Annotated in this window: 13 protein-coding genes; 8 read left to right on the top strand and 5 right to left on the bottom strand. The window is 67.4% G+C overall.

What is annotated here, in order from left to right:
• The first annotated feature begins 2 nt into the window (after positions 1 to 2).
• The gene (locus tag ACZ45C_RS07925; protein WP_460558231.1) at positions 3 to 485 is read left to right on the top strand and encodes a DUF8009 family protein; all 483 of its coding nucleotides are present in this window, start codon (positions 3 to 5) and stop codon (positions 483 to 485) included.
• Between the two features lie 41 nt (positions 486 to 526).
• Here ACZ45C_RS07925 and ACZ45C_RS07920 read toward each other — a convergent pair whose 3' ends face one another.
• Positions 527 to 5,284 carry a DUF7997 domain-containing protein gene (locus tag ACZ45C_RS07920; RefSeq protein ID WP_460558229.1) on the bottom strand — a complete coding sequence of 1,586 codons (4,758 nt, stop codon included), beginning with the start codon at positions 5,282 to 5,284 and terminating at the stop codon, positions 527 to 529.
• A 112-nt stretch (positions 5,285 to 5,396) separates the two neighbouring features.
• On the opposite strand from ACZ45C_RS07920, the gene malA reads away from it, so the two are divergent.
• Both malA and malQ read left to right on the top strand, forming a co-directional pair.
• Entirely contained in the window at positions 5,397 to 7,535 is a 2,139-nt protein-coding gene (gene malA / locus ACZ45C_RS07915) for an alpha-amylase MalA (protein ID WP_460558227.1), read from the top strand.
• An 80-nt stretch (positions 7,536 to 7,615) separates the two neighbouring features.
• Complete coding sequence (malQ, locus tag ACZ45C_RS07910; RefSeq protein WP_460558225.1) at positions 7,616 to 9,106, top strand: 4-alpha-glucanotransferase; 1,491 nt, start codon at positions 7,616 to 7,618, stop codon at positions 9,104 to 9,106.
• Between the two features lie 153 nt (positions 9,107 to 9,259).
• On the opposite strand, the gene ACZ45C_RS07905 is transcribed toward malQ, so the two are convergent.
• Positions 9,260 to 9,469 carry a PLDc N-terminal domain-containing protein gene (locus ACZ45C_RS07905; RefSeq protein WP_460558223.1) on the bottom strand — a complete coding sequence of 70 codons (210 nt, stop codon included), beginning with the start codon at positions 9,467 to 9,469 and terminating at the stop codon, positions 9,260 to 9,262.
• 92 nt (positions 9,470 to 9,561) lie between these two features.
• Between ACZ45C_RS07905 and ACZ45C_RS07900 the strand changes: the two genes are divergently transcribed.
• From ACZ45C_RS07900 to ACZ45C_RS07885, 4 genes are all read left to right on the top strand, one after another.
• On the top strand, positions 9,562 to 10,518 hold the full coding sequence (locus ACZ45C_RS07900; protein WP_460558221.1) for a mechanosensitive ion channel family protein: 957 nt from the start codon (positions 9,562 to 9,564) through the stop codon (positions 10,516 to 10,518).
• A 364-nt stretch (positions 10,519 to 10,882) separates the two neighbouring features.
• Positions 10,883 to 11,893: a transcription initiation factor IIB gene (locus tag ACZ45C_RS07895; protein ID WP_460558219.1), complete on the top strand. Its 1,011-nt coding sequence runs from the start codon at positions 10,883 to 10,885 to the stop codon at positions 11,891 to 11,893.
• Between the two features lie 94 nt (positions 11,894 to 11,987).
• A complete protein-coding gene (locus tag ACZ45C_RS07890; protein WP_460558217.1) occupies positions 11,988 to 12,167 on the top strand; it encodes a DUF7836 family putative zinc-binding protein in 180 nt (59 codons plus the stop codon).
• A gap of 203 nt (positions 12,168 to 12,370) precedes the next feature.
• Positions 12,371 to 12,604, top strand: coding sequence for a UPF0058 family protein (locus tag ACZ45C_RS07885; RefSeq protein ID WP_127117638.1), 234 nt, complete (start codon positions 12,371 to 12,373; stop codon positions 12,602 to 12,604).
• A 141-nt stretch (positions 12,605 to 12,745) separates the two neighbouring features.
• Here ACZ45C_RS07885 and ACZ45C_RS07880 read toward each other — a convergent pair whose 3' ends face one another.
• Both ACZ45C_RS07880 and ACZ45C_RS07875 read right to left on the bottom strand, forming a co-directional pair.
• The gene (locus tag ACZ45C_RS07880; protein ID WP_460558214.1) at positions 12,746 to 13,183 is read right to left on the bottom strand and encodes a DUF555 domain-containing protein; all 438 of its coding nucleotides are present in this window, start codon (positions 13,181 to 13,183) and stop codon (positions 12,746 to 12,748) included.
• Between the two features lie 61 nt (positions 13,184 to 13,244).
• Positions 13,245 to 14,171 carry a DNA-3-methyladenine glycosylase family protein gene (locus tag ACZ45C_RS07875; RefSeq protein ID WP_460558212.1) on the bottom strand — a complete coding sequence of 309 codons (927 nt, stop codon included), beginning with the start codon at positions 14,169 to 14,171 and terminating at the stop codon, positions 13,245 to 13,247.
• Positions 14,172 to 14,279: 108 nt separating this feature from the next.
• Between ACZ45C_RS07875 and ACZ45C_RS07870 the strand changes: the two genes are divergently transcribed.
• Positions 14,280 to 14,777 carry an SRPBCC family protein gene (locus tag ACZ45C_RS07870; protein WP_460558210.1) on the top strand — a complete coding sequence of 166 codons (498 nt, stop codon included), beginning with the start codon at positions 14,280 to 14,282 and terminating at the stop codon, positions 14,775 to 14,777.
• Position 14,778: 1 nt separating this feature from the next.
• Here ACZ45C_RS07870 and ACZ45C_RS07865 read toward each other — a convergent pair whose 3' ends face one another.
• Positions 14,779 to 15,588, bottom strand: a complete 810-nt coding sequence (locus ACZ45C_RS07865; RefSeq protein WP_460558208.1) for a sensor histidine kinase — start codon at positions 15,586 to 15,588, stop codon at positions 14,779 to 14,781.
• Between the last annotated feature and the right edge of the window lie 67 nt (positions 15,589 to 15,655).

The following is a 15,655-nucleotide window of genomic DNA, read 5'->3' as shown; positions in this document are numbered from 1 at the left end:
GCATGACCGACGCCGCCGAGGACCCAACCCGGATCCGGTCGATCGCCGTCCACCGCGAGGACGTGGCGAACGCACTAGAGGCGACGATCCGGACCGACACCGAGGTCGTCCTGCGGGTGACGACGCCGTTCTCGGGCCGGATGCGAGCGCGGCTGCACGCCGTGAGCGCGGCGGAATCTGGAGACGACCCGGAGGCGTCGGAGACCGGGTCGGCGGCGGTCCACGTCGATCCCCGCGCTCTCGTCGAAGATATCCCGGCGTACCCCGAAGTCGACGAGACGGCGGCGGAGCACCCGGACGCGGACGTGGAGACGCGGCGACGACGGCACGCCGAGGCGGTCGAGGCGTGGCGCGAGCGCGTGCGCGAGGCGATAGCGGATTCGGTGACTCTCGACGTGGATGAAAAGGGCGGCCGAGACTCGGTTGAGGCCGGTCACGGTGGAGATGAGACCGGTCACGACGTGGACGTGACCGCACTCGGGTGAAAAGCGGAACGAGTCCGGTTCTCAGAGCGGACCGTCCCCGGCTACAGCCGAAGCCGCGTGACCGCGGTGCCGGCGTCGCGAAGCCATCCGAGCGGGTGATCGCCGCTCGATCCGGCGTCTCCGAGGGCGACGCCGTCGTCGCTTCCGGTCGAGGCGGCGGCGACGGTGATCCTGTGTGCGTCGATGTCGGCGTCGAGTCGGACCTCGAATTCACCGTCCTCGGGCGTTGCGAGCGTCGATCCTGTCGGAGCGTGCACGGCGACCGCGTCGGCGGTTGTCTCTCCGGCGATCACGAGGTCGTCGCCGACGAACTCCGCGGTCGCGTCGAGCGGAGGGCCCCCGGGACGATCGCGCTCGACGTAGCGGTCTCGAACGACCGACGGGGTCTCGACCGGTTCGCCGGCCTCGACGCCGTGTGCGAGCCGGATGAACCCCGCCATCGACCAGGCCAGCGGGGTCGCCCCCCCGGTGCCCTCGCCGAACTCCCAGCCGTAGTCGGTCGGGTGCTCGCGATCCCACACCTGTTCGGGTAACATCCGTCCGGAGTTGCCGAATCCGGCCATCGTCTCCAGGAGCGCGTCGGGGGAGAGCGCGTCCTCGTCGGTTCCACCGAACCCGTCGGGGCCGTCGCCGCGGGCACGGAGTTCGTACTCGCCGCGCTCGCCGGTGAATATCGGCCACAGGCGGCCGCGGCCGTCGCCGGTCCCGGCCCACGGCGCACCCGGATCATCGCCCGCAATCTCGCCGTACGCGTCGCCGACGTAGCGGTACCACGCGGGGCCGTGCGGCGTGTCGACGCGGATCGAGTCGTCGGCGACCGACACGGAGTTGCGGACGGTCTCGTCGTCGGCGGGCTTCACGCCGAGCCGGACGAGTTCGAGGAAGCCGCCGTCGACGATCTCCCGCTCGTCGTACGTCGGTCCGTCGTTGGCGATCGTCCGCGGCCGCCCCGATTCGGGGTCGCCGTCGGCGGTGATCCGGACGTAATAGGGGGTCTCGGCGTGTCGCTCCGTCCCCGTCGCGGTCGCACACCACTCCTCGACGCGAGCGGTCCAGTCGTCCGCGAGCGCGAGCCACGCGAGCGCGTCGGCGCGAAGCGCGTCGGGATCGAGGAGGTCGCCCGCGTCGGCGGTTCGCCCGTGCGCGTCGCGCCGGTCGGCCTCCGCGAGCGCCAGCGCGGCGCCACAGACGAGCCCGGCGATCTCGGCGGCGATGCTCGACGGCGAGAATCCCGCTTCCTCCTCCCAGCGTTCCTGCGCCGTTTCGGGGCCGTTGACGGCGATGTATCCGAGCGAGCGACGGACCTGTTCGTAGGTGTAGTCGGCGTCGGCGAGCGTGACGCCGTGTTCGTGGAGCTGCCACGCCATCACCGAGGGAAACGCGATGTTGTCCATCTGCTCGCCGCCCCACCGGGTGCGCCCGTCGATGTAGGTGTTCTGCGGGAGGAACCCGTCGTCGTCCTGCTGGGTGTTGTACAGGTACGCGAGCGCGTTCGCGCCGCGCTTGACCTCGCCGACCTCGACGAGTGCCGTGAACACCTGATAGAGGTCGCGCGACCAGACGAAGTTGTAGCCGTAGCCGCGGTCCTCGGCGGCGTACTCGGTCTCGCCCCACGGAACCGACGGGCTCGCGATCCCGGCCCCGTCGTGCCGCTTGTCCTCGACGGCCGCCAGCGTCATCAGCGCGAACCGGTACTGCGTCTCCAGGTCCGCGGCAGCGGTCACCGACGAGGGGAACTCCCTGTCGCCGAGCCACTCGCGCCACGTCTCGACGTACGCGTCGGCGACGTCGTCGAAGCCGCGGGAGATGGCCCCCTCCGCCTCGCCGAGCGCAGCGGCAGTGTCGGCCCGTTCTGCGAACCCGAGCGCGACCGTGTCGGAGACGTCCGTCCCGCTACCGACGAGTCCGGCCAACACGACGTTTCCGACCGCTTTTGTGATCCCCTCACCGCGGTCCCCCTCGCCAAACAGCGCGTCGGCCTCGTGGCCGCCGGCCGCGAGCGCGCTGGCCCACTCGAACCGCCCCTCGCTGGCGAGCGCCAGCGCGACCTCGAACGACTCTCCGTCGTCGTCGACCAGCTTCCCCGGGTCGCGTTCGGCCGCGTCGTCGTTGCGCGCGAGCAGGTGGTACCCCCCGTCGTCGCCGACGCGGTCGCCCCGGTCGTTCGTGCCGACGTTCGTGATCGTCGTGTCCACGAGCGCGTACACGTCGTACTCGCGACCGCCCTCGAACTCGACGTCCGCGAGTATCGCGTTACCCTTGGTATCGACCGCGTACTCGACCGTCAGCGTCCACTGATGGCCGTGGCCGTCTCCGGTCTCGCGGATCGTCTGGGTGAACGCGAGCGCGTCGTCGACGGTCGGCTCGGTGGTTCGTTCGACCGTCTCAGTCGTCGTCACGTGGCTCGTCTCGTCGAAGGTGCGGATCGTGTACCCCGTCTCCGGGTCGGCCACGAGGAAGTCGAACGTCCGCACGTTCATCACGTCGATCCGGGGGAACCGCGCCTCCGTCAGCGCCCCCTCGGTCAGCGTGAACCAGACCGGGACGGGTCGGTCGGCCTCGTGGTCCGCCGGTGTCCCCACGCCGAACTTCCGACCGGTCGTCCAGTGAGGTGCCTCGTCCGGACCCGTCGGTCGGTCGTGCGGAACCGGGAGCGCGCCGTGCGCGGCGAGCGTCACCGTCGCGTCGATCCGGAGCGCGTGCGACCACGCGAGCGGGGTCGCGCTGTCGAGATCGCCGTCGTCGAAGGCCTGCTCGGCGAACAGACCCGCGTCGTTGACGAACGGACCGTCCGGCTCGCAAAGCGAGTACAGGTCCCTGGCGTCGGCGAACAGCGGTCCCGCCTCGCCGCCACGGTCGGCGACGAGTCCGCCGAGGTCGGCCGCCGCCGTCGCGCCCCACAGGGTCGCGAGCGACCACACCTTCGCCGCGCCCTGTTCGGCCGTGCGCCAGTCGTCACCGGTGAACCTGACGAGTCCTTCGACGTCCGCGGTCTCGCGGTGGAGCGCATCGATCGTGTTCCGGACGTGCGTCCGCACGCGGTCGAGGAACCGCTCGAAGTCGACGGATGTGACCGCCGCCTCGGAACCGTCGATGGCCGCGCCGTCCACCGCCGCGCGCTCGTCGCGCAGGGCCGCGTACTCCGCTACGGCCGACGCGAGCGCGAACGTGCTCGCGTCGGCGCGGCCGTCCCGGTCGTCGTCGCTCGCGCGCTGGGGGAACCGATCGGTGTCGGTGTCGAACCGGTCGTCGAGGCCGGCGAACGCGTCGTCGGCCGCGGCGGCCGCGGCGACGCGTGTCTCGTCGTCCACCGGTGCGCGGGCGACCGCGGCGAACGCGCGGAGGTACGTCGCACCGGTGTGAGTGAACCGCCCGAGCGCGTTCTCCCAGCAGTTCTGACAGCGCCGCGGAAGCCCATCGCTCTCGGTCGTCTCTCGGAGGAACGCGACCGCGTCGGCGACGGTGGCGTCGATCCGGTCGGACCACTCCTCGGGCAGGTCGGTCGTCCGCCGGAGTCGGGCGAGGAACGCGACGACGGAGGCGGGCTGGTCGAGCTGGTCGTTCGGACCGGCCGTCCCGTTCGCACCCTCGATCCTCGCGTTCGCCCAGCCCGGAGCGACCTTGCCCGAGTCCGCCCAGACCCGGTGAGGCCACGAGCCGTCCGCGTCCTGTGTCCGACAGAAGAAGGCGGCCGCCGCGAGCAGTTCCTCGTCGGCGTCCAGCCCGATCTCCTCGCTCGCGTCGAGGAGAGCCATCGACACCTCCGCCTCGTCGCGGAACCACGTGTAGCCGTAGCCGCCGGACGTGGCGTAGAAGGGGTCGAACTCCGGAGCGGCGATCCGCGCGCCGGACTCGGCCGTGAGGAGGTCGAGAGCACGGAGGTCGCCCGCGACGACGTCCCGCCGCGGCACGTCGTCGGGGACGGCCGGCCCGCGTCCCGCGGCGGCCTCGCGGAGGTCGGCGGCTTCGGGGTAGGCGGTCGCGATGCGCGCGGTCTCGTCGATCCGGCGCTGGCGGTCCGGACCGTCCGAGAGCGCGTCCTTCGCGTCTTCGCCCGTATCGCGGGCATCCCGCCGATCCAGCACGGCGCGGCTGGCGAGGGTGACGCGTTCGGTGCGCCCGTCGCGTTCGAACGGCGCGCGCATGACCACGTCCGGGGTGAGTCGGGAGTCCTCGCGCTGGTCTATCTCGCCGCGGTGCTGGAACTCGTCTCCGTTCTCTCCGAGGAGCTCCGGGATCGTGCGGAGACGCTGACCGTGCGCCGCCGAGAGTCCGGTCGAGGCGGTGAAAAAGTCGTGTTCGGTTCGGTGGTACACCTCGACGACGCTCCCGTCGTCGGGACCGGCGGACTCGTGAACGAGGTTGCCGACGCGACCCTCGACCATGTCCGGAGCGAACGCGCAGGCCGCGACGATCTCCGCTCCCGCGGGCGGCGCGCCGCGGAGTTCGACGTGCGTGAGGTGTGTATCGCTGACGACGAGGTCGAACTGGTGGATCGTGTACCGGCCTGCGTCGTACTCGGTCTCTACGAGGGGCGTGTCGTCGTCGTAGTGCTGCCGAGTCGTGGTGAGCTCGTCGAACCAGCGAACGCCGCGTCCAGCCGTGATCCCCATGCGGAGCCGGTCGGCTCCGCCGACTCCCGACAGGGAGTACGAACAGTCGTGGACGGTGCCGTCGGGCCCGACGTGGACCAGCCGCCCGTCGTCGCCCGTGAACGCGCCGGCGGTCGTGGGACGCTCCGCCGGGTAGCGCTCGTCGCGCCGACGTTCGTGCTCCGTGAGAGCGGTTCGCAGTCGCATGGTCTCCCTGTGATACCCGCGGTGAAAGTCTTGACGACCGAGGCGGTGAGTCGGGAGAATCAGGATGAATCGAAGAGCAACACCGAAGACCCCGGGCGTCGATGGGTGTGACATGACACAGCAGGGAGCCTCACACACGGACGCACCACAGGTCGGTCCACACCATCCCGGTCCGCCGCGGTTCCTCTCGACGGGCGAGACGACCGAATTGGCCCCGCGAGACCCGGACCCGGACGGGAAGTACGCGTGGCGCGTCGTCGACGCTCCGCCGGACAGCGACGCGACCGTCGGCACGGAGCCGGTGACACAGTTTACGCCGGACATTCCCGGCCGCTACCTGATCGGTCTCGACGCGCCCGACGGCGACCACCGCCTGACCGTCCACGCATTCGCCGCGAGCTACGCCGGCGTCGATGTCGCCGGGGGGAGCGGCACCGAATTACGCGACCGCGACGCCGACGACACCGCGGATCTCGGATACGCCGCTCACCGAGACCGCGAGGGGGCGGGTCGCCCGCGCATCCGACTCGACGCGACCGTGGAGAGAGACGTCGAGACCGCAGATCAGAGCGGCGGAGACGCGGAGGGGGCCGAGATCGTCGTCCGCGCGACGGCGACGCCGAACCCGGAGTCGACGCTCGACGCTGAGGACCTCGACGTGACGTTCGTCGTCGACGACCGCGACGTGGAGACCGCGGTGGCGACCGGCCGCACGAACCCGCGGGACGCCCTGCAGACGGCCGACGACGGACGCACGCTCCGCGTCGACGCCGACGCGGTTCCGGACCGCCTGCGCGTCCACGCCGTCGCCGTCGCCCGCGATCCGGGGAGCGATCCGCGCGTCAGCGTCGCCGACGCGGTCGACGTCGAGCGGACCACCGCGAACGGGGTCGACGAGATCGCGTTCAACGCCGAAGAGACGGAGTTCGAGACGGTTCGGCTCAACGACCCGCCGTCGTGGGCCGCGGACGCGACCGTCTACGAGGTGTACGTCCGGACGTTCTCGGACGCGGCGGAGGGCGAGGCGTTCGACGCGCTCGCGGACCGGATCCCCGAGATCGCCGATCTGGGCGTCGACACGCTGTGGCTCACGCCGGTGCTCGAACACGACGGGAAGCCGCACGGGTACAACATCACGGACTTCTTCGACACCGCCTCCGATCTGGGCGACCGCGACGACTACGAGGCGCTCGTCGAGACGGCACACGACCACGGGATGCGCGTGCTGTTCGACTTCGTCGCCAACCACACCGCCCGCGATCACGAGTGGTTCGAGGACGCGTACCGGAACCCCAAGTCGCCGTACCGCGACCGCTACGAGTGGCAGGAGTCGGGCGAGCCGGGCACCTACTTCGACTGGGAACTCATCGCGAACCTGAACCACGCGAACCTCGACGTCCGACGGTTCCTCCTCGACGTGATCGACGAGTGGGCCCCGCTCGTCGACGGCTTCCGCTGTGACATGGCGTGGGCCGTCCCGGATGCCTTCTGGCGCGAACTCCGCGACCGCGTGAAGGACATCGACCGGGAGTTCCTGCTGATGGACGAGACGATCCCGTACATCCCCGACTTCCACGAGGGGATGTTCGACGTGCACTTCGACGCGACACTGTACTTCCAGCTCAGACAGGTCGGCCGCGGAGCGGAACCGGCGAGCAGCATCCTCGACGCGATCGACCAGCGCGCCGAGATCGGCTTCCCGGACCACGCCGGATTCCTGCAGTACATCGAGAACCACGACGAGACGCGCTACCGGGTCGAATGCGGCGACGCAGCCGCGGCCGCGGCGGGCGCGGCGACGTTCGTCCTCCCCGGCGTCCCGATGATCTACGCCGGTCAGGAGATCGGCCAACGCGGGCGCAGAGACGCGGTCGCGTGGGAACACGCCCGCGAGGAGATCCGCGAGCGCTACAAGCGGTTCCTCGACGTTCGCGAGGCGCATCCGGCGCTCGGCCCCGAGGGCGACCTCGACCGCGTGGGGTATCACGTGGCGAGCGGCGACCTCGCCGAACGGCCAATCGCCGCAAGCGGCGATATCCACCCGGAAGACGTGGTCGCGTTCCGCCGGAGCGACGACGACGAGTCGCTTGTCGTCGTCCTCAACTTCGCGCCAGAGACCGCGAGCGTGGCGGTCGAAACCGCTCACGGCGACCGCGACCTCGTCGCCGACGAGTCGTGCGTGGTCGTCGACGGCGACGGGCGCGAGCGGATCCGCGTCGACGACGTCGCAGTCGTGCGCGCGGAGACCTGACGACCGAGACGGACTGACACGGGACGAGGGCCCACCGGTCGGACGCAACGCTTGAGTCGGTGGGGATCACAGGGGAGCGTATGCGATTTGACCGCTCCGGCGGCGTGTTCTGTCACCTCACCTCGCTTCCGGGCGACCACGGGATTGGCGACCTCGGCGACGGCGCGAGCGCGTTCCTCTCGTTCCTCGGCGACGCCGACGTAGACCTCTGGCAGATCTGTCCGATCGGTCCGACGCTCTCCGGGGCCGGTGAGTCACCGTATCAGTCGCCGTCGGCGTTCGCCGGCAACCCCCTGTTGATCGACCTGCACGGGCTCGTCGACGACGGATGGCTCGACGCGAACGACCTCGAACCCGTCCCGACGTTCCCCGACGATCGGGTCGCGTACGACGACGTCCGCGAGTACAAACTCCCGCTGTTGCGGACGGCGTTCGAGCGGTTCGAGGCGGCCGCCGGCGAGCCTGACCGAGACGAGCTGGCAGCCTTCCGCGACCGGGAGCCGTGGCTCGACGACTACGCGCTGTTCCGCGCGATATCGGCGTCGCGTCCGGAGGACGCGTGGACCGAGTGGCCGGATGGGCTGCGGACCCGCGACCCGGACGCGCTGGCCGAGGCACGGGAGCGCCACGCCGAGGAGGTGCGGTACCGCGAGTTCGTGCAGTGGACCTTCGACCGGCAGTGGCGAGACATGCGGGAGATCGCAGACGCCGAGGGCGTCTCGATCGTCGGCGACGTGCCGATCTACGTCGCTCTCGACTCCGCGGACGTGTGGGCGAACCCGGAGGCGTTCCGCCTCGACGAGACCGGACGGCCGACCTCGGTGGCCGGTGTCCCGCCGAATCCGGGCGACGACGGACAGCGGTGGGGGAACCCGGTGTACGACTGGGAGCGGCTGGCCGAGCGCGACTACGACTGGTGGATCGCCCGTTTCCGCCGGCTGTTCGAACTCGCGGACGTGGCTCGGCTCGACCATTTCCTCGGGTTCGTTCGGTACTGGGCGATCCCCGCCGACAGCGACGACCCGGCCGCAGGCGAGTGGCACGAGGGCCCCGGACGCGACCTGTTCACAACGGTCGAGCGGGAGCTGGGCGAGGCCCCGTTCATCGCCGAGGACCTCGGCTTCGAGGAGCCGACGATGGACGATCTGATGGCCGAGTTCGGGTTCCCCGGCATGCGCGTGCCGCAGTACGCCGACTGGTGTACCGAGGGGGATCAGTACCAGCCGATGCACTACCCGGAGGGCGTGGTAGGGTACACCTCGACGCACGACACGGACACGTGGGTCGGCTACTACGAGAACCTCCCCGCAGAGCAGCGCGACTGCTTCCGATACAACGTGGGCGCGGACGGAGACCGAGCCGTCGAGTGGGAGATAATCGAGGAGGTGTGGGATTCAGAGGCCGTTATCGCGATGACGACCGCCCAAGACCTGCTCGGACTCGGAAGCGAGGCGCGGTTCAACGAGCCCGGTACTCTCGACGATAATTGGGAGTGGCGCGTGGCTCCCGGGGCTCTCGACGACGAGATCGCCGACCGACTGTGGGAACTGGCCGGAAAACACGTCAGATAAAACGGCTAGTGCGGCGCTCCCGGAATCGCCGTCACGGTGAAGCGACTCGACGCGTCTGTCGACGCGCTCTTGGCCGCGTACCTGTCGGTCGTGGGGTGGATCGTCGCCGAGACGGTCGGACTGACAGACGTTCTCAGGGGATTTGAGGTCTGTTCAGCGAGTCCGGCCGAGGAGGAAGTAGAGCACCAAACCGAGAAGCGGTGCGAGGAACGCGACGATCGCCCACAGGAACGCCGGCTGGTCGCTGCGTTTCTGCGCGTCGGAGTAGACCCAGACGACTATTCCGAGCTGTACGAGCAGTACGAGAAGGCTGAACAGGAGCGCGGCGACACCGGCCGCACCCTGCAGCAGTATCGGGGACATTGTGGTCCGGCAGACGAGGCGAGCCGTCAAGTGTTTTCGGGATTCCACCCCGTCGGCGGAACGGTTTTGCCCGCGGCGCGTGACCACCGACCGTGAGACGCACAGCCGCGATCGCGACGGTCTTCCTGGGAACCGTCGCCGGGATCGGGGGCGCGTACGTCGACGCCGCCGCACCGCTGGCGGGCTGGCCGACGCTGATCGGCTACCCCGCCAACGCGGTGATCGCGAAGGGGCTCCAGGTCGGCGGCGTTCTCTGCGTCCTCTCGGGCGCCTACCTGCTCGCGGTCCGGTTGGTGTGGCGCTCGACGAACAAGCGCCGGGCGCACAACACGCGGAATCTACTTCGGCTGGCGTTCGGGCTCGTCGGAATCGTGGCGACGCTCGCCGTGGTGACGGCCAACTGGCTCGGGCTATTATTCTCGCTCGGCGTCGTCGGGTTCGCCGTCACCTTCGCGCTCCAGCAGCCGTTGTTATCGCTGATCGCGTGGGTCTACATCGCCGCGAAACAACCGTACGGCGTCGGCGACCGCGTCCGGATAGGAGACGCGAAAGGCGACGTGATCGAGGTCGACTTCCTCGTGACGACGCTCTGGGAGATCAACGGAGAACTCGTCACGACGAACCAGCCGTCGGGACGCGTGGTGACGGTGCCGAACAGCGTGGTGCTCTCGTCGAACGTCGTCAACTTCGGTGGCGGTGGGTCGCCGTACGTCTGGAACGAGGTCGGCGTTCAGGTCTCGTACGAGACCGACCTCGAGTTCGCCCGATCGGTGATGGTCGCGGAGGCGACAGACCTGCTCGGCGACGACATGGCGGCCGGGATCTCGGCGTACCGCGAGTCGCTCGCGGAGACGCCGGTCGAACTGGAGGTGCACGATGGTCCCACGGTGAACGTGACGCAGGGGGAGTCGTGGGTCGAACTCCGCCTCCGCTACCTCACGCACCCGCGTCGAGGACAGCGCGTGAAAAACGAACTGTACGCGCGGATACTCGAGCGGTTCAACGAGGAACCCGATAGGGTGTCGTTCCCCGTGGGACGAAACCGGTGAACCACCTCCGAAGCGAACCCACGGGCCGGACGACGCCGCGGTAGCCGTCAGTGTCCCCCGTCGGCGCCTCCCGTCGCCAAGGTGTTCCGTGAGGCGTGTGATTGCCGGGAAACGCCAGCCGACTCGACAGTGGTACCCCCTAGCAAAGTATATATACTCTCAACGGATCCGGAATTCGTCGCTGTCAAAACGACCAGACACAGACACGGCGAATTTCGACACTTAACCGATCGAATGGTAGAATATTTGAGAGTAACATAGATAAAGGTGGCGACACATTTATAAGTGTCTGTGACTTACTGTTGGTTAACGAATCGGCGTGCCCGGCACCAGTATTTCTGTCGGGAGTTCGATCGGAGAACCTATGACAGAAACACGCACACGCAGCTACAGCGGAGAAACGGACCGGGAGCGCACGGCGAGCGATCGGACACACGAGCAGGAGACGGAGAACGAGACGACGCGAGCCGACGAGCACACGACGACTTGCCCCGAGTGTGACGGTTCGCTGATCACCGACACGGAACACGGCGAGACGGTGTGTGCCGACTGCGGGCTCGTCGTCGAGGCGGACTCGGTCGACCGCGGACCGGAGTGGCGCGCGTTCGACGCCAGCGAGCGAGACAGCAAGTCACGGGTCGGGGCCCCGACGACGAACATGATGCACGACAAGGGGCTCTCGACGAACATCGGCTGGCAGGACAAAGACGCCTACGGCCGGTCGCTCTCGAGCAGCCAGCGCGAGAAGATGCAGCGGCTCCGCACGTGGAACGAGCGGTTCCGCACGCGCGACTCGAAAGAGCGCAACCTCAAGCAGGCGCTCGGCGAGATCGACCGCATGGCCAGCGCGCTCGGACTCCCCGATAACGTCCGCGAGACGGCCTCCGTCATCTACCGCCGCGCGCTGAGCGAGAACCTCCTGCCGGGGCGCTCAATCGAAGGCGTCGCGACTGCGTCGCTGTACGCCGCCGCCAGACAGGTCGGGAACCCGCGGAGCCTCGACGAGTTCACCGCGGTCGCGCGCGTGGACAAGATGGAACTCACCCGGACGTACCGATACGTGATCCGCGAACTCGGACTGCGCGTCCAACCCGCAGACCCCGAGAGCTACGTACCGCGGTTCGTCTCCAAACTCGATCTCTCAGAGGAGACACAGCGTCTCGCGCGTGACCTCCTCGACTCCGCGAAGAGCGCGGGGATCACGAGCGGAAAGTCACCGGTCGGTCTCGCGGCGTCGGCCGTGTACGCCGCCGCGCTGCTCTCGAACGAGAAGGTGACCCAGAGCCAGGTGTCGGACGTCGCCGACATCTCGGAGGTGACGATCCGGAACCGGTACAAGGAACTCCTCGAAACGAGCGAGGAGATCGCGGCCTGAGCCGATCCCACGCCGCGACGTCGGGCGACAGGTCCGATCCCTGCACCCGGTCCCGCCACGTACGTTTTTAACCTGGTAGCATGTACCACGACGCATGGTAGACGCGTTCGTCAGGCTCGTCTGTCCGGAGTGTAGCAAAGAGTGGCAGGATAACCCCGCAGATCTACAGCGGCTTCGCTCGAACTTCAACTGTCCCAACTGTCACGCCACTCGGCGGCTGACGGAGTTCATGCGGACCGAACGCGATCTCGAGGCGGTCAAACAGTTCCAGTAACGGAAAGAGACCACCCGTGTGACGGGTTCCGCGGGCGACTAGCCGATCGCGTCCGATCCGACGACGAGTCCGATCGAAAAACTATCTCGATCGATAACGTAGAACGGCCCGTTTGTGGCCGTTCAGCCGCGATATCCGAGCTACCCATGATAACGTGACTCAAGATAATAATATAAACCTCCGGTAGCAAAGGACTGGTACTCATGAAGAAGCAGGAGCTCATCCATCTTCACGGCCTCCTCGCAGAAGTACGAAAACAGTGCGAATTCTGGAACGAGGACATCGACCTCGACGCCTACGAAGAACTCGGCGTAAAGCCGACATCGATCCACAAATCGAAGACTGACCACAAAGCCGCTGTTTTTAAACTGACCGAAGGAATCACCGAGCCGATGGACGAATCCGAATCGGAGCCGCTGGCCCCGACCGCAGACTGACTCTTCACAGCCGACTGCTGCCGTTCGCGAATCTTCGAGTGGCTACGCCACGATACGTGACACCGCGTTATTTCGGACACGGTACAGCGTGTTCCGATCTCTCGCGTCGAGTCGCGTCGTCGAGCGGACCGAATTCGTCAGTCAGCCGTTGCCGCCGGCCGACTCGTCTCGATCGGTCGACCCGTTTCCATCGACCGCTCCATCGTCGGGAGATGCGTCGGGTTCGTCGGTTCCGGCCGTGTCATCTTCGAGTATCTCGGTGTCGAGGACCTTCAACGGGATGTTGCGAAGACGCTGGCCGATCTCCTTTCGAGCGACACGGCTCGCGTGTTCTGTGCGATCGACGTTGAACACGTCCATCTGGAGTTCGAGTGCGACGAGCGCCTCGTCGGCAGCGACGAAGGCAGGAACACGCTCCTCGCCGCTCGGCGTGCGCCGACTTCCCGTCTCGATCTCGACGTAGTTCAGATCTGGGTTCAGCATCTGTCCGGTTTTCGAGATCGCGATCCGAACCGCCTCTTCCGGCGTCTCGACATCGTACACCGGAACCGCTGCCTCGACGACGACTCGACAGTCCATCACGCGTCAGCGTACCGCACGAAAAAACATGAAGCTTCGCACGGTGGAACCTGCTCCGCGATCAGTCGCCGCCCGCCCGGAGGTGATAAAAGACGTACGTCTGAGCGTAGCCGGCGAACTCGCCGCCGAACCGGTCGCGTATCGCCCGCGACGTCTCCGCGTAATTTCCGCGCTCGCAGTCAGGGTAGTAGTCCTCGATGGTCGTCCGGATCCAAGTGTCGAGGGGCACTGCTTCGAGGAACCCGAGAGAGAACAACAGCACGCAGTCCGCGACCTTGTCGCCGACGCCGACGAACCGCGTCAGCGACTCGCGCGCCTCCTCATAAGGGAGATCCGCCGCCTCCCGTGGATGAGCGTCTCCGGAGGCGACCATCTCTGCCGTTCGCTGAACGTAGGGGGCGCGATACCCCAGCGAGAGGTCGCGAAGCTCCGCCTCTGTCCGCGAGGCGAGTTGTTCGGGCGTCGGAAACGCGTGGTACTCGCCCCCGTCGAGACCGACTGTATCGCCGTATGTCGTGCGAAGCCGGCGCTGCATCCCGTGGATACGTGCGACGCGCATCTGCGCCGAACAGATAAACGAGATCAGGCAGGGAAACACCGGATCGCGTGTGAGTCGCATTCCCTCGTAGGCGTCGTACGCCCGATCCAAAAGCGGGAGATCCGGCGTGGAATCGAGGATCGCATCGAGGTCGTCGTCGAGCCGGAACAGGTGGGACAAGAGCGGAGCGGCGTCGACGGACGACTCCCAGTGAAGGGTTCCGTCGTGAACGCCACCGGTCTGTCTGACCCGTAGCGGCGCTCGCTCGTCGACGACGCCGGGAATCGGATCGACGACCGTCTCGTACCACTCGTTGCCGCCGTAGGCGTGGAGTTCGTCGTAGGTGCCGCCGTCGGCGCGGTTCCAGAGGTAGCTCTGGCCGCTCTCAACGGTCGCCTGCAGATCGAACGGCCCGGCAATATTTCCGATATCGACCGCGCCTCGTTCCATACGGAACATCCTAGCGGTGCGGTCGTATCCGGGTTTCGGTAGCGGGGAACCGGACGCCGATCGAACAGCCGAAGAGGGTTTTTGTCCGAGCGGACCGTTACGCACGGTATGCCGACGTATCGCCGAACGGTCCGTATACCCGCCCCCATCGACGAGGTGTGGGCGTTTCACTCGACGATCGACGGACTCCGTAGGCTCACTCCCGACTGGATGAACCTCGTAATCGACGGCGTTGAGGGACCGGAGGGAGACACCGACCCCGAATTGCTCGTCGAGGGGGCTCGAATACGGATGTCGATCCGTCCGTTCGGCGTCGGACCGCGACAGCGGTGGACCTCGAAGATCATCGAACGGACGCCCGACGGGGACGCGCCCGTCGAGAAACGCGCGCGGTTCGTCGACAACATGGAGGACGGCCCGTTTCGGACGTGGGAACACACACACGCGTTCTACGCCGACGCCGACCAGACGTTGCTCGTCGACAGCGTCGATTACCGACTACCGCTCGGGCGGCTCGGCGACGTCGCCGGCCCGTTCGCGAAGGTCGGCTTCGAGGGTATGTTTCGGGACAGACACCGACGAACAGTCGATCGGTTTGAACCCTAAGTCACGACGTCTGCGTACTCTCGCTCTCACGGGGGTCGACCACGGTTTCTTCCCCGAACGAGATATCGAACACCGCCCCGCCGTCATTGTAAACGCCGACGTTCCACCCGTGGGCATCTGCGATCCGGTCGACGATCGCGAGCCCGATACCGGAACTGTCCGCCGTCGAAACTCCCGAGACAAACAGCGAGTCGGCCACGTCGTCTGGAACTCCCGGGCCGTCGTCAGCAACGTACATCCCGACGCCGTCAGCCTCGTCGCGAGGTCCGATAGTGATGTCGACCACCGGTCCGGCGTGGTCAACGGCATTTCGAAACAGGTTCTCGAACAGTTGGCGGAGCCGGAGCGGATCTGCCTGTACACCGCCTATCTCGTCCACGATCGTCAACGTCGCGTGAGGTGCGCGGATCGATTTCCACGCGTCTTCAGCGACTTGGCAGACGGCGATCGGCTCCGTGTCTCCGATCGCTTCACCCCGTTTCGCAAGCATGAGTAAGTTGTCGACGAGCGTTTCCATCCGCGTGATTGCGCGATCTATCGGGCCGTGCGCCGATGAAGGGATATCGTCGTCGACCATATCGAGGTATCCCGAGAGCACGTTGAGTGGATTCCTGAGGTCGTGAGAGACGACGGAACTGAACTGTTCGAGTTGCTCCGTCCGTCGCCGCAGCTCCAATCTGCGTTCGTTTCGTGCGATCGTGTACGCGATCAGGTCGGCGCACGCCCGATAGAGATCGACTTCCGCTTCTACCCACGCGCGCCAAGCATCCGCCTCCAACGAGAGGACACCGATCAATTCCCAATCTGCCACAAGCGGGATGTGAACCGTTGCAGGAGGTTCTTCTTCTACCTCGCCGATATCGATCGCACGCTCCCCC

It is taken from the genome of Halorubrum pallidum, from assembly GCF_055380345.1.
This window is presented reverse-complemented; position numbering and strand designations above follow the sequence as displayed.

Excerpts from the sequence above, each read along its gene's own strand:
- ACZ45C_RS07885 (WP_127117638.1), top strand. The coding sequence starts at position 12,371 with ATGAAGAAGCAGGAGCTCATCCATCTTCACGGCCTCCTCGCAGAAGTA.
- ACZ45C_RS07890 (WP_460558217.1), top strand. The coding sequence starts at position 11,988 with ATGGTAGACGCGTTCGTCAGGCTCGTCTGTCCGGAGTGTAGCAAAGAG.
- ACZ45C_RS07880 (WP_460558214.1), bottom strand. The coding sequence starts at position 13,183 with ATGGACTGTCGAGTCGTCGTCGAGGCAGCGGTTCCGGTGTACGATGTC.
- ACZ45C_RS07925 (WP_460558231.1), top strand. The coding sequence starts at position 3 with ATGACCGACGCCGCCGAGGACCCAACCCGGATCCGGTCGATCGCCGTC.
- ACZ45C_RS07895 (WP_460558219.1), top strand. The coding sequence starts at position 10,883 with ATGACAGAAACACGCACACGCAGCTACAGCGGAGAAACGGACCGGGAG.
- ACZ45C_RS07920 (WP_460558229.1), bottom strand. The coding sequence starts at position 5,284 with ATGCGACTGCGAACCGCTCTCACGGAGCACGAACGTCGGCGCGACGAG.
- ACZ45C_RS07905 (WP_460558223.1), bottom strand. The coding sequence starts at position 9,469 with ATGTCCCCGATACTGCTGCAGGGTGCGGCCGGTGTCGCCGCGCTCCTG.
- malA (WP_460558227.1), top strand. The coding sequence starts at position 5,397 with ATGACACAGCAGGGAGCCTCACACACGGACGCACCACAGGTCGGTCCA.
- ACZ45C_RS07875 (WP_460558212.1), bottom strand. The coding sequence starts at position 14,171 with ATGGAACGAGGCGCGGTCGATATCGGAAATATTGCCGGGCCGTTCGAT.
- ACZ45C_RS07870 (WP_460558210.1), top strand. The coding sequence starts at position 14,280 with ATGCCGACGTATCGCCGAACGGTCCGTATACCCGCCCCCATCGACGAG.
- malQ (WP_460558225.1), top strand. The coding sequence starts at position 7,616 with ATGCGATTTGACCGCTCCGGCGGCGTGTTCTGTCACCTCACCTCGCTT.